Origin of the sequence: Pedobacter sp. V48 (genome assembly GCF_000523515.1) — a bacterium.
Lineage (GTDB): Bacteria > Bacteroidota > Bacteroidia > Sphingobacteriales > Sphingobacteriaceae > Pedobacter.
Genome location: NZ_AWRU01000005.1, coordinates 1 through 24753 on the forward strand (window position 1 = coordinate 1; position 24753 = coordinate 24753).

At 39.2% G+C, this 24753-nt stretch carries 18 protein-coding genes; 10 read left to right on the forward strand and 8 right to left on the reverse strand.

The genetic code is table 11. The features are described from left to right. Positions 1-33 precede the first annotated feature (33 nt). A complete protein-coding gene (locus tag N824_RS38190; protein WP_373419279.1) occupies positions 34-414 on the forward strand; it encodes an alpha-L-fucosidase in 381 nt (126 codons plus the stop codon). Here the strand turns inward: N824_RS38190 and N824_RS03450 are convergent. From N824_RS03450 to rpmB, 7 genes are all read right to left on the reverse strand, one after another. Continuing rightward, positions 409-1491, reverse strand: coding sequence for an Ldh family oxidoreductase (locus N824_RS03450; protein WP_048903763.1), 1083 nt, complete (start codon positions 1489-1491; stop codon positions 409-411). The genes N824_RS38190 and N824_RS03450 overlap by 6 nt on opposite strands. Before the next feature lie 8 nt (positions 1492-1499). Further along, positions 1500-3086, reverse strand: a complete 1587-nt coding sequence (bshC, locus tag N824_RS03455; protein ID WP_048903764.1) for a bacillithiol biosynthesis cysteine-adding enzyme BshC — start codon at positions 3084-3086, stop codon at positions 1500-1502. Positions 3087-3132: 46 nt separating this feature from the next. After that, positions 3133-4467, reverse strand: a complete 1335-nt coding sequence (gene rimO / locus N824_RS03460) for a 30S ribosomal protein S12 methylthiotransferase RimO (protein ID WP_048903765.1) — start codon at positions 4465-4467, stop codon at positions 3133-3135. Positions 4468-4511: 44 nt separating this feature from the next. Next, positions 4512-5474 (reverse strand): signal recognition particle-docking protein FtsY, encoded by a 963-nt coding sequence (ftsY, locus tag N824_RS03465; protein ID WP_048903766.1) that lies wholly within the window; start codon positions 5472-5474, stop codon positions 4512-4514. A gap of 72 nt (positions 5475-5546) precedes the next feature. Continuing rightward, on the reverse strand, positions 5547-5708 hold the full coding sequence (locus tag N824_RS28855) for a DUF4295 domain-containing protein (protein ID WP_069378912.1): 162 nt from the start codon (positions 5706-5708) through the stop codon (positions 5547-5549). Between the two features lie 38 nt (positions 5709-5746). Further along, positions 5747-5929, reverse strand: coding sequence for a 50S ribosomal protein L33 (rpmG, locus tag N824_RS03470; RefSeq protein ID WP_048903767.1), 183 nt, complete (start codon positions 5927-5929; stop codon positions 5747-5749). A 40-nt stretch (positions 5930-5969) separates the two neighbouring features. Beyond that, positions 5970-6203 (reverse strand): 50S ribosomal protein L28, encoded by a 234-nt coding sequence (gene rpmB, locus N824_RS03475; RefSeq protein WP_039866682.1) that lies wholly within the window; start codon positions 6201-6203, stop codon positions 5970-5972. A 378-nt stretch (positions 6204-6581) separates the two neighbouring features. On the opposite strand from rpmB, the gene acs reads away from it, so the two are divergent. Both acs and N824_RS03485 read left to right on the forward strand, forming a co-directional pair. After that, a complete protein-coding gene (acs, locus tag N824_RS03480) occupies positions 6582-8474 on the forward strand; it encodes an acetate--CoA ligase (protein WP_048903768.1) in 1893 nt (630 codons plus the stop codon). Positions 8475-8541: 67 nt separating this feature from the next. Further along, complete coding sequence (locus tag N824_RS03485; protein ID WP_048903769.1) at positions 8542-8727, forward strand: CsbD family protein; 186 nt, start codon at positions 8542-8544, stop codon at positions 8725-8727. 65 nt (positions 8728-8792) lie between these two features. Here N824_RS03485 and N824_RS03490 read toward each other — a convergent pair whose 3' ends face one another. Next, positions 8793-11726: a pitrilysin family protein gene (locus N824_RS03490; protein WP_048903770.1), complete on the reverse strand. Its 2934-nt coding sequence runs from the start codon at positions 11724-11726 to the stop codon at positions 8793-8795. A gap of 251 nt (positions 11727-11977) precedes the next feature. Between N824_RS03490 and surE the strand changes: the two genes are divergently transcribed. The 7 genes from surE (at position 11978) to N824_RS03530 (ending at position 24638) form a co-directional block, all read left to right on the forward strand. Further along, complete coding sequence (gene surE / locus N824_RS03495; RefSeq protein ID WP_048903771.1) at positions 11978-12757, forward strand: 5'/3'-nucleotidase SurE; 780 nt, start codon at positions 11978-11980, stop codon at positions 12755-12757. Continuing rightward, positions 12750-13019 carry a hypothetical protein gene (locus N824_RS03500; RefSeq protein ID WP_048903772.1) on the forward strand — a complete coding sequence of 90 codons (270 nt, stop codon included), beginning with the start codon at positions 12750-12752 and terminating at the stop codon, positions 13017-13019. The genes surE and N824_RS03500 overlap by 8 nt, the downstream gene beginning before the upstream one ends. Then, positions 13016-14122, forward strand: coding sequence for a lipid-A-disaccharide synthase (gene lpxB / locus N824_RS03505; RefSeq protein WP_048903773.1), 1107 nt, complete (start codon positions 13016-13018; stop codon positions 14120-14122). Before N824_RS03500 ends, lpxB begins: the two co-directional genes overlap by 4 nt. Positions 14123-14503: 381 nt before the next feature. Next, on the forward strand, positions 14504-17707 hold the full coding sequence (locus N824_RS03510; protein WP_084498172.1) for a TonB-dependent receptor: 3204 nt from the start codon (positions 14504-14506) through the stop codon (positions 17705-17707). Between the two features lie 54 nt (positions 17708-17761). Next, on the forward strand, positions 17762-19318 hold the full coding sequence (locus tag N824_RS03515; protein ID WP_048904077.1) for a RagB/SusD family nutrient uptake outer membrane protein: 1557 nt from the start codon (positions 17762-17764) through the stop codon (positions 19316-19318). Between the two features lie 596 nt (positions 19319-19914). Further along, positions 19915-22974, forward strand: coding sequence for a SusC/RagA family TonB-linked outer membrane protein (locus N824_RS03525; RefSeq protein ID WP_235206980.1), 3060 nt, complete (start codon positions 19915-19917; stop codon positions 22972-22974). A gap of 11 nt (positions 22975-22985) precedes the next feature. Next, positions 22986-24638, forward strand: a complete 1653-nt coding sequence (locus N824_RS03530) for a RagB/SusD family nutrient uptake outer membrane protein (RefSeq protein ID WP_048903775.1) — start codon at positions 22986-22988, stop codon at positions 24636-24638. Positions 24639-24753 lie beyond the last annotated feature (115 nt).

Genomic DNA, 24753 nt, shown 5'->3' on the forward strand with positions numbered 1-24753 from the left:
TTTCCCTACACGACGCTCTTCCGATCTTAGCTACTGGGAGTCGGTCCAAAAGCAGACGGAACCATTCCTCAGGATGCCATAACCAGACTTGAAGATATAGGTAAATGGCTAAATGTAAATGGAAAGGCTATTTATAATACAAGAATCACTAAGGAATATCACGATGGTGATACCTGGTTTACGCAGAGTAAAGACGGGAAAATCAAATATGCATTAACCTGCCTTAAAGATAAAACTCCGGAATATGTAGTTTGGAACGGAAACATACCCGCCAAAGGTTCATCAGTTGAACTCGTTCAAACCGGTCAGAAACTTAAATGGGAAAATAAGGGGACTACCGTAAAGGTATGGTTGCCAAAAAATATCCGGAAAGATCTACCGGCATTAGCATTTTCTTTTAAAGGGGCTTTATAGCCCCTCTATTTCCAATTTTTTAGCGAGTTGGTTCAAGTCATGGACAACCACGTCAATTAACGGAATGCCGTTAATTCTACGCTCTTGCTCATAAGCAAATTCCGGTTCACCCGGAATAATTACCTTTTTATCCGGATCAACAGTTTTAGCGCTTTTAAAGCGTTCAATCCAATTGTCGAGATGATCTTTAAAATCCTGTGCCGGCCTAAATCCATCAATGCTCATCGCACCAAGAAAATGTCCTATACCTTCTCCAACAGGGTCTGTAGGGGGCTCTAAAAAAGCAACAAATGGCGGTACCCAAGGGCCATAATTTGCACCAGACAATACTGCCGATAAAATATCCACAGTAGCACTTAAACCATAACCTTTATGGCTTCCATGATCTTTGTCGCTACCAAGAGGCAGTAAAGAACCACCTTCTTTTAATTGATGCGGATTTGTAGAAGTATTACCCGAAGCGTCCTGTACCCATCCTTCAGGAATTGGCTGATTTGCTCTTTGAGCAATCTCCAGTTTTCCATTTGCCGCTGCGGCAGTTGCCATATCAACTATAACAGGAGGGTATTTGCCTGCAGGGAAAGCATAGCACATAGGGTTGGTGCCCAGCAAACGTTCATTGGCATAAGTAGGTGCAACAAGAGGGCTTGCATTAGTCATGCTAATCCCAATCATTTCCTGTTCAACAGCCATTAACGAATGATAGCCAGCAATTCCAAAATGGTTTGAATTTTTAACGGCAACCCATCCGCTGCCATAAATACGTGCTTTTTCAATTGCTACTTTCATAGCAAAAGGAGCAACTACCAGGCCTAAACCGCCGTCGCCGTCAACGGTGGCGGTTGTAGCCGTTTCATGAACAATTTTTATTACCGGATTGGCATTTATCCGCTGCTTTTCCCATAAGCGAACATAGCCGCTTAAACGTGCTACACCATGCGAATCAATACCTCTTAAATCAGATTTTAATAATACATCTGCCGCCAACTGAGCATCCGTTAATGGGCATCCCATTTTTAGAAATACATTCTCCGTAAACTGGCGTAATTTGGTTTCTGTAAACGTATAAAAGGTCATCGGATTTTTTAAGCAAAAAGAACTGTAAACTGATGGTCTAAAGGTTTGAAATGGGCGATCAATGACTCAATAAAATCATCACCGTAAAGCACAATCATTGGTGCAATATTAAGTACCCTTTCCTGTAGCACACCCGAAGGGAATAGTTTTTCTTTAAGATTATCTATTTGAGCGAATGAAGTAACATGCTTTCGCTTTTCGGCTCTTAGCATCTTTTTCTCCAGCGTAGAGATTAGTTTTAATGCCTTTGTTTTTGCAGCATCTGCAGATTGAGAAAGGCTTTTGTCTATTTTATAAGCATTAAGCTTTATTTGATCAAACACAGCTCTTATGGATCGTTCTTCATTATCAAGAGAGAACTGAAGATTAACGTGAGATTTAACCCACTCATTCTTTAACGCTTCCGATTCATTAAATAAATTCCTGTGACTAATCCCCAACACTTCCATTCTGGCTTCGCTTCTTTTATCAATAAGCATAGCCGAATTACGTAGGATCAATACAGGGAAATCTATCTTATAATAATCAAAATTTGCTTTTAATTGCAACCAGTAAGTAACTTCGGCACCGCCACCAATATAGGCTATATTGGGTAAAATAACTTCCTGGTAAACCGGTCGCATAACCACATTAGGACTAAATCTTTCAGGGTACGCATTGATTTCTTTTTGCAGCTCTTCTTTAGTAAAATCAATAGCAGCGTTCATCACTTTGTAATGGCCTTTTTCTTCAATAATACGTTCCCTTAAGCCATCAATCATGTAAAAGAAATTGATCTCTCTGGGGTTAACCTGGGGCTTGTAACCAAGGGTTTCCAACTCAGCATTTGTTTTGCTGATATGCTTAAAGCTGTTTTCTTCGGTAATGTCTTTATATATAATTTCGGCAAACTGACTTTTAAGATTGTGGTCATCGGCATCTACGCAAACCAAACCATATTTACCAAAAAGAGCATCTACCAGTTCGCGGGTAGCATCACTTAACTTTTTGTTTTTAGCATAAGCATGATCAACCATTTTAGAAAACTTAATGCCATTTTCGCTTATCCCAAGGTATCCTTTATAAGCAGCAAGCGCTTCTGCAATATCAGCGGTATCCAGTCTTCCTGTTGCACCGGCAGCCTCTTTATTCCAGGTAATCATTTTGTCCTCAACCTTAACATGATTGATCTCTTCAAAATCATGATCTTCTGTGGCCATCCAATAAACGGGAACAAAATTATACTCAGGAAATTGTTGTTTCAAATCAGCGGCAAGGTTTATTGCCGTTACTATTTTGTAGATAAAATATAGAGGCCCGGTAAATATATTTAACTGATGGCCTGTGGTAATCGTAAAAGTTTTCTTGTCGGCTAACAGCTCAATGTTGGCTTTTACTAATGGCGAGACATGAATTGATGAATATTGCTTTTGTAAAGTGCTAACCAGGATAGCTCTGTCGGCACTAAAATGCCGTTCAGCAATAGCCTTGGTAAAACCAGTAAAATCCGGTTCATACTTGTAAAAAGAGCTCAGCTTCTCATTTTTTCCGATGTAGTCTAGTACAGTGGAAGAGAACGCATTAGTTTCCTGATAAGAGATGTATTTAGCTTGCATTGCCACGAATTTAAGCTAATAAAGTATAAATCTAAATATGAAGCCTTTATTTTACAATCTGTCCATATAGATCGAAATCTTCAGCACGATCAATCTTAACATTTACAAAGGTTCCATTGGCGGCATAGCCGGTTGCAGCGTCAATTAAAACTTCGTTGTCAACCTCCGGAGAGTCAAATTCAGTACGGCCAATAAAGAAATCACCTTCTTTTCTGTCAACCAAAACTTTATAGGTTTTTCCTACTTTATCCTGGTTTATATCAAAAGAAATACCTTGTTGTAATTCCATAATCGCATCCACACGTGCTTGTTTTACTTCTTCAGGAACATCGTCAACTAAATTATGTGCATGGGTTTTTTCTTCATGAGAATAAGTGAAGCATCCTAACCTGTCGAAACGGGTTTCCTCTACCCAGCTAAGCATTTCTTCAAAATCCTGCTCAGTTTCTCCTGGGTATCCGCAAATTAAAGTAGTACGCATAGCGATGTTCGGTACTTTATCTCTAATCTGATTCACAATGTCGATGGTCTTTTGCTTGGTAATACCACGGCGCATAGATTTCAACATGTTGTCTGTAATGTGCTGCAGCGGCATGTCTAAATACTTACAAATATTTTCACGCTCATTCATTGCATCAAGAATTTCCATAGGGAAGCCAGAAGGGTAGGCGTATTGCAATCTGATCCATTCAATGCCTTTTACATCAGATAATCTGCGTAGTAATTCATCAAGGTTACGTTTTCCATAAATGTCAAGACCATAATAAGTAAGGTCCTGTGCAATTAGAATAAGTTCTTTGGTTCCGTTGGCGGCTAATATTTTAGCTTCGTTTACCAATTCTTCCATATCACGGGATACGTGTTTACCACGCATCAGCGGAATGGCACAGAAAGAACAAGGTCTGTTACAGCCTTCTGCAATCTTAAAATAAGCGTAATGAGAAGGAGTAGTTAACAGGCGTTCGCCGATTAGCTCATGCTTGTAATTCGCACCTAAAGAGTGCAGTAAGTTATTTAAATCATTGGTGCCAAAGTAAGCATCAACATTAGTAATTTCAGCTTCTAATTCAGGTTTGTAACGTTCAGATAAGCACCCGGTTACGATTACTTTGCCAACTTTTCCTTCATCTTTTAACTGGCTGTATTGTAATATGGTGTCTATAGATTCCTGTTTTGCGTTATCTATAAATCCACAGGTATTGATTACTACAATATCATTTTTGCCAATCTGATTAGATTCATGAACAACATCTAAACTGTTTCCGCGCAATTGCCCCATTAAAACTTCAGAATCGTAAGTGTTTTTGGAGCAGCCCAGTGTGATTACGTTGATCTTTGGTTTTTTAACAGGGATTATTTTTGTGGAAGTTTTTGTATTCATGTTTTGTAAGTCAGTATATTTTTTTATTTATTTTATGCTTGTCACTATTTAAACAAGCTATCAACAAATGCCTTTTTATCAAATAATTGCAGGTCGTTCATGCTTTCGCCAACGCCTATGTATTTTACGGGTATTTTAAACTGATCTGAGATTCCGATAACAACGCCACCTTTAGCAGTACCGTCAAGTTTAGTAATAGCTAAGGCATTTACATCAGTTGCTTCAGTGAACTGCTTGCACTGTTCAAAAGCATTTTGTCCTGTAGATCCGTCAAGTACCAATAGTATTTCGTGCGGTGCACCAGGAACTACCTTTTGCATCACATTTTTAATTTTACCAAGCTCGTTCATTAAACCAACCTTGTTGTGCAAACGTCCGGCTGTATCAATAATTACAACATCTTCGCCACTGGCAACGGCCGACTGCAGTGTGTCGAAAGCTACAGAAGCGGGATCAGATCCCATTGCTTGTGCTACCACACGTACACCAACACGCTCACCCCAAAGTTTAATCTGCTCAACTGCTGCGGCTCTAAAAGTATCGGCAGCGCCTAAAACAACTTTAAGATTTTCTGCTTTAAGTTTATGTGCCAGTTTTCCTATTGTTGTGGTTTTGCCCACACCATTTACACCAACTACCATTATAACGTATGGCTTGTGGTTACCGTATTCAAAACTTCTGAAATCGTTGCTGTTATTTTCTGCAAGTAACAGTTGGATTTCATCGCGCAGCAGATTGTTTAATTCAGAGGTAGATAAGTATTTGTCCTTTGCTACACGTTTCTGTATGCGATCGATAATCTTTAATGTGGTGGATACACCAACATCAGAGGTTACCAGAACTTCTTCGAGGTTATCCAGTACATCATCATCCACTGTAGATTTACCTGCTACAGCTTTAGTGATTTTACTTAAAAAACCCTCTTTAGTTTTCTCTAATCCCTTGTCGAGAGCTTCCTGCGCTTCAGGCGCGGTCTCTTTTTTCTTAAAAAAATCAAATAAACCCATAAGAATGTATAGAAAAACAAAAAAAGCCCTCCCAGAATAAAGGGACGGCTTTAATATTATAAAATATTAAAATTATTTTTTAGATGCAGAAATAGCATCTTGAACGTGATCGTTGTGAACAATAACTTCTTTGAAAGAATAAGCACCGGATTTTGGCGACTTAGTCATTGTAATAACTTTCGAATATTCCTTTCCTTTACCCGTTTTCAGGGTTGCAACTACCTTTTTTGCCATGATCTAAATAGATTGTATTTAGTTAAATACTAAATGTATTACTTAATTTCTTTGTGTACAGTTACTTTTCTCAACACTGGATTGAATTTTTTCAACTCTAATCTCTCAGTAGTGTTTTTACGGTTTTTAGTAGTGATATATCTAGAAGCACCAGGCATGCCGCTTGCTCTATGTTCTGTACACTCTAGAATAACTTGTACTCTGTTACCTTTTTTTGCCATTTTATTAATATTAAGGTTGATTTCACATCAACCAATGTTTCTACAAATATCCTTTTTTCATGAAGCGGTTAATCGCTTCTGTAATACCAATTTTATTGATGGTTTTGATAGCTGAAGTAGATACTTTCAGTGTTATCCAACGATCCTCATCAGGAATATAAAATTTCTGAAGTTGTAAGTTGGGATAAAACTTACGCTTGGTTTTAACGTTTGAGTGAGAAACATTAAAACCTGTCATTGCCATTTTTCCGGTTAAATCACAAACTCTAGACATGCCTTTAAATATATTGTTAATTGTTCTTCGCTTAATTTTTTTAAGAGTGTGCAAATATCAGTAAAATATTTGTAATCATCAAGTAAGAGTCAAAAATAATTTCAATTATTATTTATTCATCACAACTACATATATAAAGTAATAACATCGCCAATACCTCTAACGTACATGGTACGAACCACCTTTGTCGTATGTTCGACAAAAAGTGCATTTTTTCGAATCTGTTCCGAAGATACCTCGAACAAGCGTGCAACAAGCTCAACGGCAAATCTCTTTCAGAACAGGCTTTTTTCCCGCTATAATATTGATCAATAAAATTGTTTTTATAAAGCGCAATTTTATCTAAGTTTGGGTTTTAGTTGTTGAAATAAACCAAATATGCAAATTAATTCATTTGAAGAATATCAAAAAACTTATCAGTTAAGCGTAGATCAACCTGAGCAATTCTGGGCAGGTATTGCCGACAATTTTCTTTGGAAAAAAAAGTGGGATAAAGTACTTTCCTGGAATTTCTCGGAACCTAATATCAAGTGGTTCGAAGGTGCCAAACTGAACATTACGGAAAATTGTCTTGATCGGCATCTGGCTGAAAATGGCGATAAACCTGCCATTATCTGGGAGCCAAATGATCCACAAAAAGACAGCATTACTTTAAGCTATAAAATACTACACGAACAGGTTTGCCGGTTTGCCAATGTTCTGAAAAAGAACGGTGTGCAAAAAGGCGATAGGGTTTGTATTTATATGCCAATGGTTCCGGAACTGGCGGTGGCGGTACTTGCATGTGCACGTATTGGCGCTGTGCATTCTGTTGTATTTGGTGGTTTTTCTGCTAAATCTATAGCCGATCGTATTAATGATGCCCAATGCAGGGTCGTAATTACCGCTGATGGTGCATTTAGAGGTAGTAAGCAAATTCAATTAAAAGAAGTAATTGACGACGCACTGATCGGTTGCCCAACTGTTGCAAAAGTGATTGTTTTAACCCATACCAGAACTCCTGTTTCTATGTTAAAAGGACGCGATATCTGGTGGGAAGATGAGATAAAATTAGTTGATACCAATTGTCCGGCCGAAGAAATGGATGCCGAAGATTTACTGTTTATATTATATACATCCGGCTCTACAGGTAAACCAAAAGGTGTAGTGCATACCGTTGGTGGATACATGGTTTATGCCGGATACACGTTTGCTAATGTATTTAACTATCAGCCTGATGAAGTGTTCTTTTGTACGGCAGATATAGGCTGGATAACAGGACACTCTTATATTGTTTACGGGCCTCTTTCGCAAGGCGCAACCACAGTAATATTTGAGGGTATTCCAACTTATCCAGATGCATCAAGAATGTGGCAGGTGGTTGAAAAACATAAAGTAAATATTTTATATACCGCCCCCACAGCAATCCGCTCGCTAATGAGTTTTGGGTTACAGCCTGTTGAAGGGGTTGACTTAAGCTCCTTAAGGGTTTTAGGGTCGGTAGGAGAGCCTATAAATGAAGAGGCCTGGCATTGGTTTGACGAAAATATAGGCAAGAGTAATTGCCCTATTGTTGATACCTGGTGGCAAACTGAAACCGGTGGTATCATGATTTCGCCAATCGCCTTTGTAACGCCAACTAAACCTAGTTTTGCAACACTTCCTTTACCGGGTATACAGCCCGTGCTGGTGGATGAGCAAGGCAACGAGATTGAAGGTAACGGTGTGAGCGGTAATTTGTGTATTAAATTCCCTTGGCCTGGTATGCTGCGTACAACTTACGGAGACCATGAACGTTGTAAACTGACTTATTTCTCTACTTATGAGAACATGTATTTTACAGGCGATGGCTGTTTAAGAGACGAAGATGGTTATTATAGAATTACCGGTAGGGTAGATGATGTAATTAATGTATCGGGCCATAGAATTGGTACTGCCGAAGTTGAAAACGCAATAAATATGCACGCAGGTGTGGTAGAAAGTGCGGTAGTAGGTTTCCCTCATGAGGTAAAAGGCCAAGGTATTTATGCTTTTGTAATTTTTCCTAATGCACATGGTGATGAAGACCTTACCCGCAAGGATATTCTTCAAACGGTTACCCGTGTTATCGGGGCTATTGCTAAGCCAGATAAAATACTCTTCGTTTCAGGATTACCTAAAACAAGATCTGGTAAAATCATGCGCCGTATTTTAAGAAAAATTGCAGAGGGTGATACTACCAATTTAGGAGACATTACTACACTTCTGGATCCTGCGGTGGTTGATGAAATTATAGAAAAAGCAAAAAAGTAACAAACAATTTTTCCTTGAACTTGTTCATGTAGTATCTATTTATTGTTAAACAAAATAAGGAACTATCATGGATAAGTTAGAATTAAAAGGAAAATGGAATGAAATTAAGGGTAAAGTGAAACAAGCATATGCTGATTTAACCGAGGATGATTTGAAGCATGAAGAGGGGAAAGATGATGAGTTGTTGGGCAAATTGCAACAAAAAACAGGTAAAACCAGAGATGAACTGGTAACCTGGATAAAATCATTATAAAAAACATAAATAAAAACGCCTGATCATTTGATCAGGCGTTTTTATTTATGAGGACTTTTTAGGGTTTAGTACCCAAATATCTGTTCCAGTGTCAGTTTGGTTACGGTTCCGAACTTCTGCATGTCTTCCAATTTCACTTTTTTCTCTGAAGCAACAATGCAATAATTGTAAGGTTTATGGGCAACATTGCTGGTGTGGAATGCTTTGATGTCAGCAAATGTCAAAGGCTTTAAACCATTGTATTCGTCGATTCTCGAATCATGGTCAATCCCAAGTTTCTGATCTGCAAAGTAACTCTGTATAATATCATCCTTGGTAACGCGACTGGTTTCCAATGCATTCAATGCATTGTATTTTGAGGCGTCGAAAGACTTATCTGCTTGCGGTAAAACATTCAGCAATTCATTCATCCCGGCTACAGCGTCGTTCATTTTATCAGCCTGACTACCTACATAAGCTATCATAGCGTAATTTTTGTCTTTTCTGTCGGGCGATGAATAAACGGCAAACGTTGAATAAGCCAAAGCTTTAGATTCACGTATAGTTTGGAAAACTATAGATCCCATACCGCCACCAAAATAGCTATTAAATAAGTTTACTTTAGCCGTAAGATCTGGGTTAAAAGCACTTCCATTTCTTATCCAACGAATTTCTGACTGTACCATGTCGTAATCTGCAAAATAGACCTGATTGGTCGCATTGTTGGTATATGTGAATTTTTTGGCCTGAGGCTCAGGGCTAAACGCTGCAGGTAATTTATGGAGTTTACCTATGCTTTCTGTAAATGCTTCCAGGGTTTGTGGTCCATAATAGGTAATGGTATGTTTAAAGTTGTCGATATTATGTAAGATGCTGATCAACTGGTCTGAAGTAATATTTTTTACTTCCTCGTTGCTTGAGGTAGAATTAAATGGATTACTAGCGCCATATTGAGCATAGTTCATTAAGCCACCCAGTATGGCACTCTTATTAAGTTTATTGTTCTCTCTCGCTTTAAGGATACGGCTTTTAAGTTCTACCAATGCCTGTTCATTAGGTTTGCAGTTGGCCAAAATATGCTCAACCAGCGTTACTGCTTTCTCAAAGTTTTCTTGCAATCCACTAATATTTATTGTCGTAACCTCGTTGCCCACATTGATGCTGTAGGTGCAGGCAATATTGTAAAATTCTTTACTTATCTGTTCGGCAGAGTATTTGTCAGTCGCTAAAAAAGTCAAGTATTGCGAAGCATATGGTTGCAGCATATTATTTAATGCACCCATTTCAAAACGGTAAGATAAGCGGAAAATGCTGTTTTCTTTATTTTGAACTGTGATCACGTCGGCAATGCCCACTTTGCCATAGTTTAAGTCTTTTTTATAATCGAGAAACTTAGGTGCTATAGGATTTGTGGGGGCTTCAAGCAGATCTTTGGTGAAAACAGATGTTTCAGCAGCATTTGTATTTACAGGAGTGATGGCAGGTTTTTCGACCTTAGCAATGTTTTTGTCTTCACCTTTGTGTTTAAATGCAATAACATAGTTGTTAATGAAAAACTGTTTTGCAAATGCAGTAACCTGGCTTTTGGTAATCTTAGCCATCTCATCAGGATTGCTTAAAGATTTATCCCATTTAGTTCCACGGTTTAAAATAAACTCATTAGTGGCAGCATCGACACGGTATGCGTTATTGTCGAAGGCTTGCAGTAATCCTAGTTTACTATTGGCTACAGTTGCTTTGATAAGACTTTCATCAAAATCTCCTTTTTTTAAGATCTCAATCTGATCAAGTAAGAGCTTCTGAACTTCTTCTAATGTTTGGCCTTGTTTAGGTTGGGCCGACATATTGAAAACGCCATAATCCTTCATCTGCTGATAGCCAGCGCTTGAGCGTAAAACTTTTTGCTGTTTGTTTAAGTTGATGTCGAACAAACCTGCTTTTCCGTTAGCTAAAATGCTTGATATTAAATCTAATAACATACTCTGTTTGGTGTTCTCAGCATATCCTCTATAAGATATTTCTACACTTTCTGCGCTGGGGCCATATATGTCGACCTTTTGAATTTTAGTTAGCGGTTTTTCAGGAGCCGGATTGTAAAGTGTAACAGGCTTTGATTGCATAAAGGCAAATGACTTGTCAACTTTTTTAATCATTTCATCAGGGTTAAAATCACCGGCCAATACTATAGCCATATTGTCTGGTACGTAGTATTTGTTGTAATATTTTCTGATTTCGACAAGAGATGGATTTTTAAGGTGCTCTATTGTACCAATTGTTGTCTGCTGACCATAGTTGTGGGTAGGGAATAAGAGTGCCGACATTTTCTCCTCCATTTTCCAGGCATCATTATCAAGTCCACGGTTTTTCTCTTCATAAACAGCCTCCAGTTCAGTGTGGAAGATGCGGAAAACAGGGTTGCGGAATCTTTCGGCCTGCAGGGCTAAAAACTTATCAGTGGCATTAGCCGGAAAATCTTCATTGTAAACAGTTTCTTCATACCATGTATGAGCGTTGCTAGACTGGCCACCAATTGCTTTAATCATTTTATCGTATTCATTGGCGATAGAATAGTTAGATGCCAGACCAGATGTTTTATCTATCTGCGCGTAAATCTCTTTCCGTTTAGCAGGATCAGTGGTTTTGTTGTACTGCTCGTATAACCCATCTATTTTGTCTAACAAAGGTTTCTCCTTTGCATAGTCCATTGTTCCGAATTTGTCGGTACCTTTAAATAGCAAATGCTCCAGATAATGTGCTAAACCAGTTGCTGTACGCGGATCGGTATTACTTCCCGCTCTAACAGCCATTCTGAACTCAATGGTAGGCTCTTTTAAATTTTGTGATAAGATAACTGTTAGTCCGTTTTTTAGTGTGTAAAACCGCGACTTGGTTGGGTCGTTTGTTACGTATTTGTAAGTGTATCCATCAGTGGTGGCTGTTTTCCATTGATAGCCGGATTGAGCGATAACCCCAGATCCTATTAAAAGGAAAAAGGATAGCGCTAATAGTTTGTTCTTCATATATTTTATTTTTTTATGTATTGTGAGGTTGTTTTGGGTTCTAAATTAAAATAAATGTAAATCCCATATGGCCTCACAGCTTTTAAGTTATACATCAAATATATGTGGATTGTATATTAAGTCCTGAACTTTAGATCGAATTCTTGTACTTTTACAGCAACAAGGGCTGTAGGTATACCAGTTTTGCTTGAATAGGTGATTCTGACATATCAACAGGCTTTTATGATCCTAATAAAACAGATATATCTTAAATGAAAAAGCAGCAATCCAGACCTAATATTTTAGTGGTAAACGACGACGGTATAACCGCTCCGGGAATTAAGAATTTGATTGAAGTTGTTCAGGAAATCGGAAATGTAGTTGTAGTAGCACCAGATGGGCCTCAGTCGGGGATGGGCCACGCAATTACTATTGGTAAACCGTTGCGTTTTGATCGGGTAGATTTGTATCCGGGTGTGGAAATGTACAAATGTTCCGGTACACCGGTTGATTGTGTTAAGCTTGCTGTAAATAAAATATTTAAAGGTAAAAAGCCTGATCTGTGCGTTTCTGGTGTAAATCATGGGTTAAATAATTCCATCAACGTGATCTATTCAGGGACCATGTCGGCCGCGGTTGAAGGGGCAATAGAAGGTATTCCTTCAATTGGTTTCTCACTTGATGACTTTTCACAGGAAGCGGATTTTAGTCATTGTAAGAAGTTCATTAAGGCCATTTCTTTACAGGTACTTGAGCATGGTTTGCCGCCTGCAACATTGCTTAATGTTAATTTTCCAAAAGGCGATGGTTTAAAAGGCATTAAGATTTGCCGACAAGCGAATGCGAAATGGGCAGAAGAATTTGATGAAAGAAAAGACCCATATGAGCGTCCTTATTACTGGTTAACAGGTGTCTTTCAAAATAATGATAAAGGTGAAGATACGGATGTTTGGGCGCTTGAGAATGGTTTTGTTTCAGTTGTTCCTGTTCAGTTTGATTTAACAGCTCATCATGCAATTCCTGTTTTAAATACCTGGACATTTGATGTTTAGAAATGTAAAGAATTCTGTATTAATAGGTTTGGGTATTGGTGGGTTGGTGCCGGGTGTACTGGTTGCGGGGGTATGGTACCTGATGCATAGGTTTGCTTTTTTAGCTAAAGCAGATCTTTTGCTGATTGGCTGTATTGCGGTTAACGCCGTATTAATGCACTATTTTTTTAAGCAGGACAAGGAAAATGTAGGTAGGGGTATTATCAGTGCAACTTTTCTATGGGCTTTTGCCTTCTTTTATTATAAAGTTACCCAATCATGAGATACTATTTAGTAGCCGGAGAAGCATCCGGAGATTTACATGGAGCCAACTTAATGAAGGCATTAAAAGTTCAGGATCCAAATGCGGAATTCAGATTTTATGGTGGCGATAAAATGAAAGCTGAGGGTGGTGTTCTTCAAAAGCATTATGCTGAAATGGCATTTATGGGTTTCACTGAGGTTTTATTAAATATACGTACCATCCTCAAAAACATGAAGGCATGTAAGGCTGATGTACTGGAATATCATCCGGATACACTGATCCTTATTGATTTTCCTGGCTTCAATTTAAAAATCGCAGAGTTTGCAAAAGAGAATGGAATTCGGGTTTGCTACTATATCTCTCCAAAGGTTTGGGCGTGGAACCAAAAACGTGTATTGAAAATCAAAAGAATAGTTGATAAGCTGTTTTGTATTTTACCTTTTGAAGTAGATTTTTATAAGGGATGGGGCATGGAGGTTGATTATATAGGCAATCCTTTACTGGATGCAATTGCTCAATTTACTCCTGATCCTTCTTTCAAAAAAACTTATGGGTTAAATGATAAAACTATTGCACTGCTTCCTGGCAGCAGAAAACAAGAAATTGAACGCTTGTTGCCGGATATGCTAAGTGTAACAGGTCGTTTTCCCGATTATCAATTTGTTGTTGCAGCCGCTCCTAATTTTGATGAGGACTATTACAAACAATTCATCTTGTCTGAAAATGTAATACTGGTTTTTGAACGAACCTATGACCTATTGAATGTTGCCACGGCCGCAATTGTAGCATCTGGTACTGCAACGCTTGAAACGGCTTTGTTTCATATACCCCAAGTTGTGGTTTATCGCGGAGGGGCAATCTCTGTTGCTATTGCCAGAATGCTTGTCAAAATAAGGTTCATTTCTTTAGTGAACTTAATTATGGATAGAAAGGTGGTTACAGAATTAATTCAGGAAGATTGTAATACACAAAATATTTCTGATGAGCTTGGCATCATCTTAAGTGGAGAAGGCAGGCAAAAAATGCTGAGCGATTACGAAGAATTGTCTTCAAAAATGGGAACTGCGGGTGCATCAGAACGTACTGCAAAGCTCATAATTTCGTATCTAAAGGGTAATTAGGAAGTCCCTCTGTTTCAGTTTTTTAAGTGTGATTTATTTTTTAAAAAATATTCTTTTGTGAATTATTTTCCTTATTATTGGTATAGATAAAACGTTTTTATAAAATATAGCTCCCATATATTATGAGAAACAGAACCAACCAACCAGTAGTACATCTACACCAGGAATTTCTCCTTTTGATTGTAAGAGAAATTAGATTTTTTTTACATCCCACCATGTATGATCCCGTTGCTATAAAAGCATCTTAATTATACCCTTTTCAAACTTTTCTTAAGCATTCCTTTTAAGGTCATGTGCGTAATTGCGCGCTTATGATTTTATATTGGAATGGGGGGTTTTTAGTACGCTTACTCTAACTAAATATAAACTAAAATTAAGCTAATGAAAATCAAACAAATTATCCTCGCAGGGATTCCAATGCTCTGTTTAACAGGGTTACAATCCTATGCGCACCCCGCTGATTATACCAAGATCAGCTCCGGTATGGGCAGTGTCGCCTTCTTTCAGGCACAGAAAATTGTAATTACAGGCACTGTGGTTGATGAAAAATCTCAACCTATACCTGGTGTAGGGATCAAATCTCTCAAAACAAACAAGTCTACCGTTACCAATGCCAGTGGTAAATTCAGTATTGAGGTAGATAATGCAAATGAGCAGCTCTCATTCTCGTATATCGGGTATGCTACTCAAACACGGGCCGCGGGGTCTGGGGCATCACCACTTTCCATTAAAATGGTCCCAGCCGAAGGTGTGGAACTGGAAGATGTAGTGGTGATTGGTTATGGTACCTCCAAAAAATCTGATTTAACGGGCGCAGTAGGAACGGTGAAAGCCGAACAATTACAGGAACGTCCGGCATCTTCTCTAAATCAGGCCTTAACAGGAAGAATCTCGGGGGTTCAGGTCAATACAAACTCCGGACGACCTGGGGGAAGGGCTAATGTAAGGATCCGCGGTTTTAGTTCCATCAACTCATCTAATAATCCATTGTATGTAGTAGATGGGGTTCAGTTGCCAATGGGGAATCAAGCGCAGGCCAGCCAGGCGATTGACTACATCAATCCTAATGACATCGTTTCAGTAGAAGTGTTGAAAGATGCATCCTCTACCGCTATTTATGGTTCCAGGGGAGCCAATGGTGTTATTTTGGTTACAACCAAGCGCGGAAAGACCGGTGAAAGCAGGATCGATTATAATGTAGATGTGAGTGTGCCGTCAGTTGGTCCTAATTTTCCGAAAGTATTAAATGCGAAAGAATTTCTGGCTGTGGAAGATCTGGCGTATAAAAATATGGAGAAATATGATCCGGCAGGATGGGCAGCAGGTAAATATGTTACCAGAAACCCGGCACTGGCCAGAAAAGATCCGAGGTTGTTTGACAGCAGCGGCAATCCTTATTTTGATACCGACTGGCTTAAAGAGGCTACCCAGAACAAGCTATCTCAAAATCATGAGCTTGGTTTTAGTGGAGGTAATGAGCGCACTACTTATGCCTTTTCAATCGGACACAGAAATGATCAGGGACTCATCAAGACCTCATTCCTCAAAAGATATTCTGGCAGGTTCAGTATTGATGATCAGGTAAAACCGTGGTTAAAGGTAGGGGGTACACTAAGCTATACCAATCAGAACGAAAATCTGGTAGATCAAAGTGATCAGGTAGCGCGTAGTATTGTAGAAGATTTTCCGTTTTTACCTGTAAAATACAGTAACGGTTTTTATGCTGATAACAGAGACTATCCAAATGCCGAGGGCCGTTTCAATGTAGTGCACAGATTGTATGATACCAAGTTTTTACTTGGAACCCAAACCACTCTTGGAAGTCTGTATTCAAACATCAAGTTTGCCGAAGGGTTAGAAATGAAGACCATAATAGGTGCAAATGTGATTTCACAGGAAAATAATGAATATAGCGGACGTACGCTGAATATCTCCGATCAGGGTTATGCTGCCGGACGTACCAGGAAAGAAGCCTTTTGGTCTATAGAAAATTTCCTGACCTACAACAAGCGCTTTAACGAGAATCACTCCATCACTGGTTTGTTGGGGATATCCTGGCAGAAAAGCACTTTCAACAACATCAGCTCTGAGGTAAGAGGCTTTGCAACTGATTATTTTGAATTTAACAATTTGGGGGCAGGCAGTCTGAATCCGCAGGTCGGATCCAATAGATCGCTGCAGCAACTTAACTCTTATTTTGGTAGACTAAATTATAGTTTTAAGGATAGATATTTGTTCACTGTTACCGGCCGTGCGGACGGCTCCTCGAAGTTTGGCGAAAGTAACAAATATTCGTTCTTTCCTTCTGCTGCAATTGCATGGAGAGTTTCTGAGGAGAACTTCTTAAAAGACAACCGCGTGATTTCTAATTTAAAACTTCGCAGTAGCATCGGCGTTACAGGTAACTCGGAAATACCACCATACTCATCACTTCCATTGCTGGGCACCAATTATCCAGCAGTTATTAATGATGTAAGAGTAGTTGGAACAGGTCTAAACAGACTTGCTAATCCGGATCTTCGCTGGGAAAAGACCACACAAAGTGATGTTGGTGTTGAACTGGGAATGTTTGGCGGCAAAATATCACTGGAGTTAGATCTTTATTATAGGAAAACCACTGACATGTTGCTGGATGCGCCGGTTCCGCGTACAAGCGGTTTTGTAAATATCCGAAAAAATATCGGATCTATGGAGAATAAGGGGTTGGAGGCTGCATTGAACACCACAAACTTTGATTCAGAAGACTTTTCATGGAAAACGTCTTTTAATATATCCTTTAATAAAAACAAAATACTTTCTCTGGCAACACCTGCCGATATCTTTGGTATAGGTGGCCCTAACTTTACCAATCCAACTAATATTATCCGTGTCGGAGAGGCTGCCGGTTCATTCTGGGGACTTACCCGTTTGGGTGTTTGGTCTGAAGCAGAGCGGGCAGAAGCAGCGAAATTTGTGAGTTATCGAAATGGAAATACAATTCTACCAGGTGATATTAAATATCTTGATGTGAATGGAGATTATGCTATAAATGATGCCGATAGATCAATTATTGGTAATGGTAGTCCGGACGCCTGGGGTGCATTGTCCAATACTTTCCGCTATAAGAGTGTTGACCTAACTGTTGAACTTCAATATTCAGTTGGGGCAGACGTAATGGACATGACTACTCACTCGAGCGAAGACAGGGTTTCTCTGGCCAACAGTTATGCTACGGTATTGAACGCGTGGACTCCTCAAAACCAGAATACGCAGATTGCCGAAATCCGCGATACTCGTGCCGGCTATGTAACTAATGTGGATACCCACTGGATCAAAGACGGTTCGTTCATCCGTGGCCGGAATGTGTTGCTTGGATATAACTTCGCCAATTCACTTGTGCAGAAAATGAGGTTGAACAGATTAAGAGTCTATGTATCTGCACAAAACCTCTTTTTGATCACCAGTAAAGAGCTTCAGGGAGACCCTGAAACGACACCAACAGGTGGGTATGCAAATGACGGCAATAACGTATTCTCGCAGGGAATGAACTGGCACAGCTACCCAAGACCAACAATCTTCATGTTGGGTTTAAATATAGGTTTGTAATGTTTTTATTAATTCATTTTAATGATGCGATTAACACTTAAAAAAGATATACTGATGAAAATTAACATAATAAAACATATTAGCAGTGCGGCCCTTTTTGGACTATTACTGCTTGGATCAGGTTGTACAAAGTTTCTCGAAGAGCGCGATCCTTCAAATCTGGCACCTGATAATTTCTATACCATACCGGAACATGCTGAAGCCGCAATAGCCTCAGTATATGCAGGGACACGATTTATTGGCGATGGGGCCGGAATCTTCTCTTCAAACTGGCAATTGCTGGAAGCAGTGACGGGAACTTCTACCACAGAGACCGCGCAAAACTCCGACCTGAATAACTTATACGGACTGATTTACGACCCGAATACGGGACATGTAATCAATTACTGGAATGGTATCTACCGGGTCATTGCTCAGGCAAATCTGGTCCTTGCAAAAGTTCCGGGTATTACGCCTATGGATGATGCACAAAAGAAACGCATTTTAGGCGAAGCAAGATTCCTTCGTGCATGGGCATATTTCTATGCAGTAAGGTTGTGGGGAGATGTACCATTAATCACCAAACCACAAACACTGGAGTCTGAGGATTTTTTCCCTAAGCGGGGCACAACTGAGAGTGTATATGCGTTAATCGTAGAAGATTTGATTGCTGCTGAAGAAGCGGGATTATCCTGGATGAATAAAAACGGCAGGGTGTCACTGGCAGCGGTTAAGTCGGAACTGGCGTTGGTTTACCTGACAATGGCTGGCTTCCCATTGAGTAAAGGAGCGAGTCATTATAAATTGGCAGCGGATAAAGCCAATGAGGTGATCACTTATGCAAAAGCGAATCCGGCAGCTATTGATCTTTTTGCAACTTATGCCGAGGTACACAGAGAAACATTAAAAAATGAAAAAGAACACATTTTCATGATCCAATACAATTCAGTAGTTGCGGGTAACCCAATGGACAATATGTATCCAAACTTCAAACCAGTTACATTTAATGGTGCATCGGGTACCGGAAGTACCGTTCCTACCCGTCAGTTTTATAATTCCTACGAAGCAGGAGATGAACGTGCCAAAGACAGGGAAGGGTATTTTTATACCAGCTACTTTACTAATGGTAACGGAGCTTTATTTCAATTGGGAGCACCTTATATATTCAAACACTTTAATACAATCGCCAATGGTTCTTCGGGCGTAGCAGGGACACGCAATAACAATTTGAATGTGCCGTTGATTCGCTACGCGGAAATTCTGCTTGTCTACGCCGAAGCTCAAAATGAGTTAGGTGCTCCAACACAGGATGCTTATGATGCTTTTAAGCGCATTCGCGATCGCGCAAAACTGGTAACTCCAGCATTAGGCACTTACAACCAATCAACATTCCGTGAGGCCGTATGGAGAGAGCGCTGGCATGAGCTGTGCTATGAGCAGATTACCTGGTTTGATATGGTGCGACTTAGAAAGGTATACAACGAAACTACCAACGGTTTTGATAATTTTGTGGGGCACGTGAACCTAAGTTCCAACCAACCTTTGCAGAGCAAACACCTGCTTTTCCCTATTCCAAGACCTGAGTTGCAAAACAATCCTAACCTTGCCCCTCAGAATCCCGGATATCAATAATATTTAACAATAATTAATCAGAATAGAGCCTGCAGTCGTGTTTATACTGCAGGCTCTTTTTTTTGTGATTTTTTTGCTACAAAGCTCGGATTTTTATCAATTGTACGACCTCTTTTTTTGCCTTAAATTCCTTTAGTAATTGCTTTATTTTAAGGGGACTTAGCTTCTATTTGCCCTTCATATCATTTCAAATTGTAACAATATTGTTTGTAAAAAAAGCAAAAAAAAAATTCAGGTTTGAACAATTTTCTTTAATATTGGCGTTGATAAAACGTTTTACTGAAATCTACGTATACCAAATATTCATGAAAAACCAACGATTATTCTTAGCCGCTGCTCTCTCACAAAACATTCAGGTTGTTCCGCTAAAAAAATATTTTCTTTTTATCAATAACCGCTTCAGGGTATAATCTTAAACCCTCTCTCAACTAATCTAATTTTCTCTCTTTTTTAGGCTACTTCCAAAGTAGAACCATAGACTTTTTATGTCTTGGCTTTGATGTCTGGAAATAGCTAGTAAAACGTTTTATGCGCTTTTGTAACAGTATGAACTTGAAACATTTATTAACACTAACTATAATTTAAACTAAAAACCCATGAACATTAAACTACTAATTGGTACGGGGGTATGTCTACTCTGTTCCATGAGTTTTCGAAGCTACTCTGCTACAGAGGGTTATCTGGAAACGAATAATTTAAGCCGGGCCTTATCTAAGCCAGATAGACAGGCCATTGCACGTAAAGTAATCATAACAGGGGTAGTCCTTGATGAAAAATCTCAACCTATACCAGGCGTTGGGGTTAAAACGGCATCAAATAAAGCTACTGTAACCGATGCTAACGGTAAATTTAGTATCGAAGCTGAAAGCGAGACTGAATTAATTACTTTCTCTTATTTAGGCTATGCAACACAAAGTAAAGCTGCTGGAAATGGTACGGCTCCATTAACTATTAAAATGGCGCTTGATGAAGGTGTGAACCTTGATGACGTTGTTGTAGTAGGAGTAGGTTACGGAACATTAAAACAGAAAGAGGTTACTTCATCAGTGGCTCACGTAGGTAGAGAAGAATTCAGACAAAGCGGTTCAAGAAACCCACTAGATCTTATCCAGGGTAAAGTAGCCGGTCTTCAAATTTCCAGACCGGGCGGCTCTAATCCGAATTCTGGTGTAAGTGTTCAGCTAAGGGGAGCAGTAACTGCTACGGGTAGCGGAACACCTTTATATGTAATTGACGGTATACCTGGAGGTAACCCTGATCTCTTGCAACAAGACGATATCGCTTCGGTAGACATCTTAAAAGACGGATCTGGTGCGGCCATATATGGTACTAGTGCCAATGCGGGTGTAATTCTAATCACCACCAAAAAAGGTAAATCAGGACCTGCCACATTTGATTACTCTTCATACTTTAGAAAAGAGTATATCCAAAACAGACCAGATTTCTTAACTGCTGATGAGTACAGACAGAAAATCGCTTCCGGAGAACTTAAACAACAAGATTTTGGTCATAGTACTGATTTCTTTGATGACTTGATCAATCACAACAATTTTTCTCAGAATCATAACCTGGCACTAACCGGTGGTTCGGATAAAACCAGCTATCGTGCCAGTGTGAATTACAGGAATCTTGATGGGATTGCCCGTGAAAACGGTCGCGAGGAATATGGACTGCGTTTAAATGTAAATCAAAAGGGACTAAATGACAAGTTAAATGTGCAGCTTAATTTAGCTACCAACATCAACAAAGCAAACATGTTAGGCGGTGGCGGTTGGGAAAGCGAGTCCACAAAAAACCCGACATTATCTAATTTTAATGACGATGGCAGTTACCGTTTTGACTTAACCAGTACCAATGAGTATGCGCGTTTAGCCCAGCAAACCTCGTATAGGAAACAACAAACGAGCTCTGCAGATGCAAAGGCAGACCTGGAAATTGTTAAAGGCCTGAAAGCGTCAATTTTCGGATCGGTACAGCGCAACAGCTATACGGATGGACAATACCGTTTGAAAGCCAGTGAAGATTCAATGGAAAACACAGATTTTCCAGGAGGCGGATACGCTTATAAAGGTGATTTTTTAGAGCAGAAATATGCCTTGGAGCCAACAATTCAATATGAAAATACTTTCGCTGATAAACATAAAATAACTGCCATCGGTGGTTACAGCTATAGATACGAGATTCAAGAGGCATCTAGCCTGGAAAACAGAGGCTTTATCAATGATATATTTCATGAAGATAATATAGGCGCAGGTGCAGCGCTAGGTGTGGGAAAAGCGGCTATGTCCAGCTCAAAATCTGACAACACATTGATCGCTTTTTTTGGAAGGGTGAATTATGTATTTAATGACAAGTATATGGCGCAATTTATTTTACGCCATGAGGGTTCTTCGAAATTTGGTAAAAACAACAGGTGGGGTAATTTCCCCGCGGTATCTCTTGGATGGAATATGTCTCAGGAAAATTTCATGAAGGATGTTAAGTTTATCAATTATCTGAAATTGAGAGCTGGTTATGGTATGACCGGTAATGCACCTATAGAAAATAATATTTCAAGAGTGATGCTTGGAGGAGGAGGTAAATACCTGTATCCGGATGGCAGCTACTACGAAACATATGGCCCTACCACCAACTATAATCCTGATTTGAAATGGGAATCAAAAAGAGAGTTAAATATTGGTGTTGACTTTACCATGTTCGACAATAAATTGACAGGATCATTGGATGTGTTTAACCGCAAAACCAAAGATCTAATTGATCGTTATACCTCTCCTCAACCTCCATTTGTTGTTTCAGATATCTGGACTAACGTAGGTACATTTTCGTCGAAAGGGATCGAGTTAGCATTAGGCTATAAAGCCATTACTACAGAAGATTTTTCTTGGAATACCAATTTGACTGCAAGTACAACCAAAAATGTTATGGACAGTTATTCCAACTCTCAATATGTTGTTAAGTTTATCCAAAAAGGAGATATACAGGGAGCAGGTGACCTAGGGCAAGCTTTTACCATTTTTGAGGGTAAAGAGATAGGCGTCTTTTATGGAAAGAGATTCGCTGGCTTTACAGATGACGGTAAATGGCTATTCTACAATAGAAATGGCGAGAAGGTTAGGAATGATCAGATCAATAATTCAAGAGATGACTTAAATGCAACAGATCTTGCACCGATTGGAAATGCGGTGCCTAAGTACTACGCATCATGGGGTAACAATTTCAGATACAAAAACTTTGATTTAAGCATCTTCCTTAGAGGAAAATTTGACTTTGATATCTTAAATACAACAGCTTTAAGCTACGGCAATAAATCTGCCTGGAGTGGAAATATCTTAAAAGATGCCTTCACCAAATACAACCAGATCAACGATACTTACATGTATTCTGATTACTATGTAGAGAACGGAAGTTTTGTGAAAATTGATGAGATCACTTTAGGATACAACTTCAAATTGAAAACTAAAGGCTTGAGAAACCTGAGGGTATATGTAACAGGTCAGAACTTGGCTACAATCACCGGTTATTCTGGTAATGATCCTGATTATGTATTGGATACAGGAATTGGTAATGAAGATAACGGAAGATTTTTAGGAATTGACACCAGAGGGCCTTATCCAAGTACCCGTTCTTTCTTAGTGGGGCTAAATGTTGGATTTTAATTAATAAAAAAATGAAAAGTAAATCACTTATATATACTGCATTGGTTGGCGCATTGTGCTTAACAAGCGCTTGTACCAAACTTGATGAAAATGCATACGACGAAATCGCAGCAGATGATTTCTATAACAATAAAACTGAAGTCATATCTGCTGTTTTAAGACCTTATACTCATGCTAATGCATGGGCTACCCCTTCTGGACAAGATGGCTGGTGGAGACTTGCAGAACTATCCGGGGATCAACTGGCGTGGCCAACTAAAGGTCGTCATGGTGAAGATGGAGGTAAATGGAAAAGATTACATTACCATACCTGGACGGTTGATGAAGGTGGAATTAACAATGCATGGAAACTCATGTATTGGGGAATGGGTCTTTGTAACAGTGGTATTTCAAATATCGAGACTCGTGATATTGCAAAAATGGGTATCACACAAGCAGAGAAAGATGCTTATATCGCTGAATTGAAGTTGCTTCGTGCTTTCCATTATTTAAAACTAATGGACTTATTTGGGAACATTCCTATTTCAACAGTGATTCCAGAGGGTGCTTCAGCCGACCTTCCAAATACTACAAACAGGGCTGAAGTATTTGCATTTATTGAGAGTGAGATTAAAGCCAATATTGAAAAAGCGCCTAAGGCATCAAGAGCTACCCTCGGTCGTATGAATCAGGCAGCAGGATATGCAATGTTGGCGGAGCTTTATTTGAACGCAGAGGCATGGATAGGTACTCCTAGATGGGATGATTGTATCGCAGCAACCGATAAAATAATCTCAGGAGAAGCCGGCGGTCAAAATGGAACTATGGCTTTAGATCCAAACATTTCAGACCAGTTTAAAAGCACTAATGATCTGTCTAAAGAAGTGATCTTCTCCATTGCCTACGATTATAAAATTGCCAATTTTGCTTCAGGCTTTCCATCAGAATTCTATCACTTTAAACAACAGGAAATCTATGGCGGTGGCCGTAATGGTAACGATGGTATTGTTGTAATTCCTGGCGTATACACCACCTACAAAGACGCCGACAAACGTAAATCTGATTGGTTGTTAATTGGTAAAATGGTTAAGTTTTCGGATGGAACAACACCTGTTTTGGCTTCTGAAGAATACAAAGATCAGCAATTGGAATTTGTGGATAATATCCAGAAAAACAAAACTGGCTCTAAAGTTTCTAATATGAGTGAAGGCGAAGAGAACAGCGGTGTTCGTTTTAATAAATATAAGTTAGGTAATCAATTTCCTGGACCAGGCGGTAAACCTGAAATTGATCCCAATTATAACAATACAGACTGGAACATTTATCGCTTAACCTGGATTTACTTTGCAAAAGCAGAGGCGATTATGCGTAAAAACGGCGGTGTTGCAACTGAACAAGCTGTACAGTTAGTGAACGATTGTAAAAAACGTGCATTTACTGAGGCTGACTGGGCTGCTAACGCATACACGGCTTCAACGCTTACAATGGATGAGTTGTTAGCTGAACGCGGACGTGAGTTTATCTTTGAAGGTTTCAGAAGAGATGACTTGATCCGCTTTGGTAAATTTGCTACAGGTTCATGGTGGGATCATACACCTACCAGTGCAAACAAGGCATTATATCCAATTCCACAGCAGCAACGTAATTTAAATACTAACCTTACTCAGAACCCAGGTTATAATTAAGTAAATAATTCCTTAGGATTTTCCTAAGTACTAAGAACGGGTGATTGTTAACAACAATCACCCGTTCTGTTTTTAAAAGTTATTTTATTTTCATATTATTGGGATACTAAATCGT

What these genes read in the sequence shown, in the direction of transcription:
- bshC (WP_048903764.1), bottom strand. Translation starts at nt 3,086, where the DNA reads ATGCAAGCTAAATACATCTCTTATCAGGAAACTAATGCGTTCTCTTCC.
- N824_RS03515 (WP_048904077.1), top strand. Translation starts at nt 17,762, where the DNA reads ATGAAAATTAACATAATAAAACATATTAGCAGTGCGGCCCTTTTTGGA.
- rpmG (WP_048903767.1), bottom strand. Translation starts at nt 5,929, where the DNA reads ATGGCAAAAAAAGGTAACAGAGTACAAGTTATTCTAGAGTGTACAGAA.
- N824_RS28855 (WP_069378912.1), bottom strand. Translation starts at nt 5,708, where the DNA reads ATGGCAAAAAAGGTAGTTGCAACCCTGAAAACGGGTAAAGGAAAGGAA.
- lpxB (WP_048903773.1), top strand. Translation starts at nt 13,016, where the DNA reads ATGAGATACTATTTAGTAGCCGGAGAAGCATCCGGAGATTTACATGGA.
- N824_RS03485 (WP_048903769.1), top strand. Translation starts at nt 8,542, where the DNA reads ATGGATAAGTTAGAATTAAAAGGAAAATGGAATGAAATTAAGGGTAAA.
- N824_RS03450 (WP_048903763.1), bottom strand. Translation starts at nt 1,491, where the DNA reads ATGACCTTTTATACGTTTACAGAAACCAAATTACGCCAGTTTACGGAG.
- ftsY (WP_048903766.1), bottom strand. Translation starts at nt 5,474, where the DNA reads ATGGGTTTATTTGATTTTTTTAAGAAAAAAGAGACCGCGCCTGAAGCG.
- acs (WP_048903768.1), top strand. Translation starts at nt 6,582, where the DNA reads ATGCAAATTAATTCATTTGAAGAATATCAAAAAACTTATCAGTTAAGC.
- N824_RS03525 (WP_235206980.1), top strand. Translation starts at nt 19,915, where the DNA reads ATGAACATTAAACTACTAATTGGTACGGGGGTATGTCTACTCTGTTCC.
- N824_RS03530 (WP_048903775.1), top strand. Translation starts at nt 22,986, where the DNA reads ATGAAAAGTAAATCACTTATATATACTGCATTGGTTGGCGCATTGTGC.
- rimO (WP_048903765.1), bottom strand. Translation starts at nt 4,467, where the DNA reads ATGAATACAAAAACTTCCACAAAAATAATCCCTGTTAAAAAACCAAAG.
- rpmB (WP_039866682.1), bottom strand. Translation starts at nt 6,203, where the DNA reads ATGTCTAGAGTTTGTGATTTAACCGGAAAAATGGCAATGACAGGTTTT.
- N824_RS03500 (WP_048903772.1), top strand. Translation starts at nt 12,750, where the DNA reads ATGTTTAGAAATGTAAAGAATTCTGTATTAATAGGTTTGGGTATTGGT.
- N824_RS03510 (WP_084498172.1), top strand. Translation starts at nt 14,504, where the DNA reads ATGAAAATCAAACAAATTATCCTCGCAGGGATTCCAATGCTCTGTTTA.
- N824_RS03490 (WP_048903770.1), bottom strand. Translation starts at nt 11,726, where the DNA reads ATGAAGAACAAACTATTAGCGCTATCCTTTTTCCTTTTAATAGGATCT.
- surE (WP_048903771.1), top strand. Translation starts at nt 11,978, where the DNA reads ATGAAAAAGCAGCAATCCAGACCTAATATTTTAGTGGTAAACGACGAC.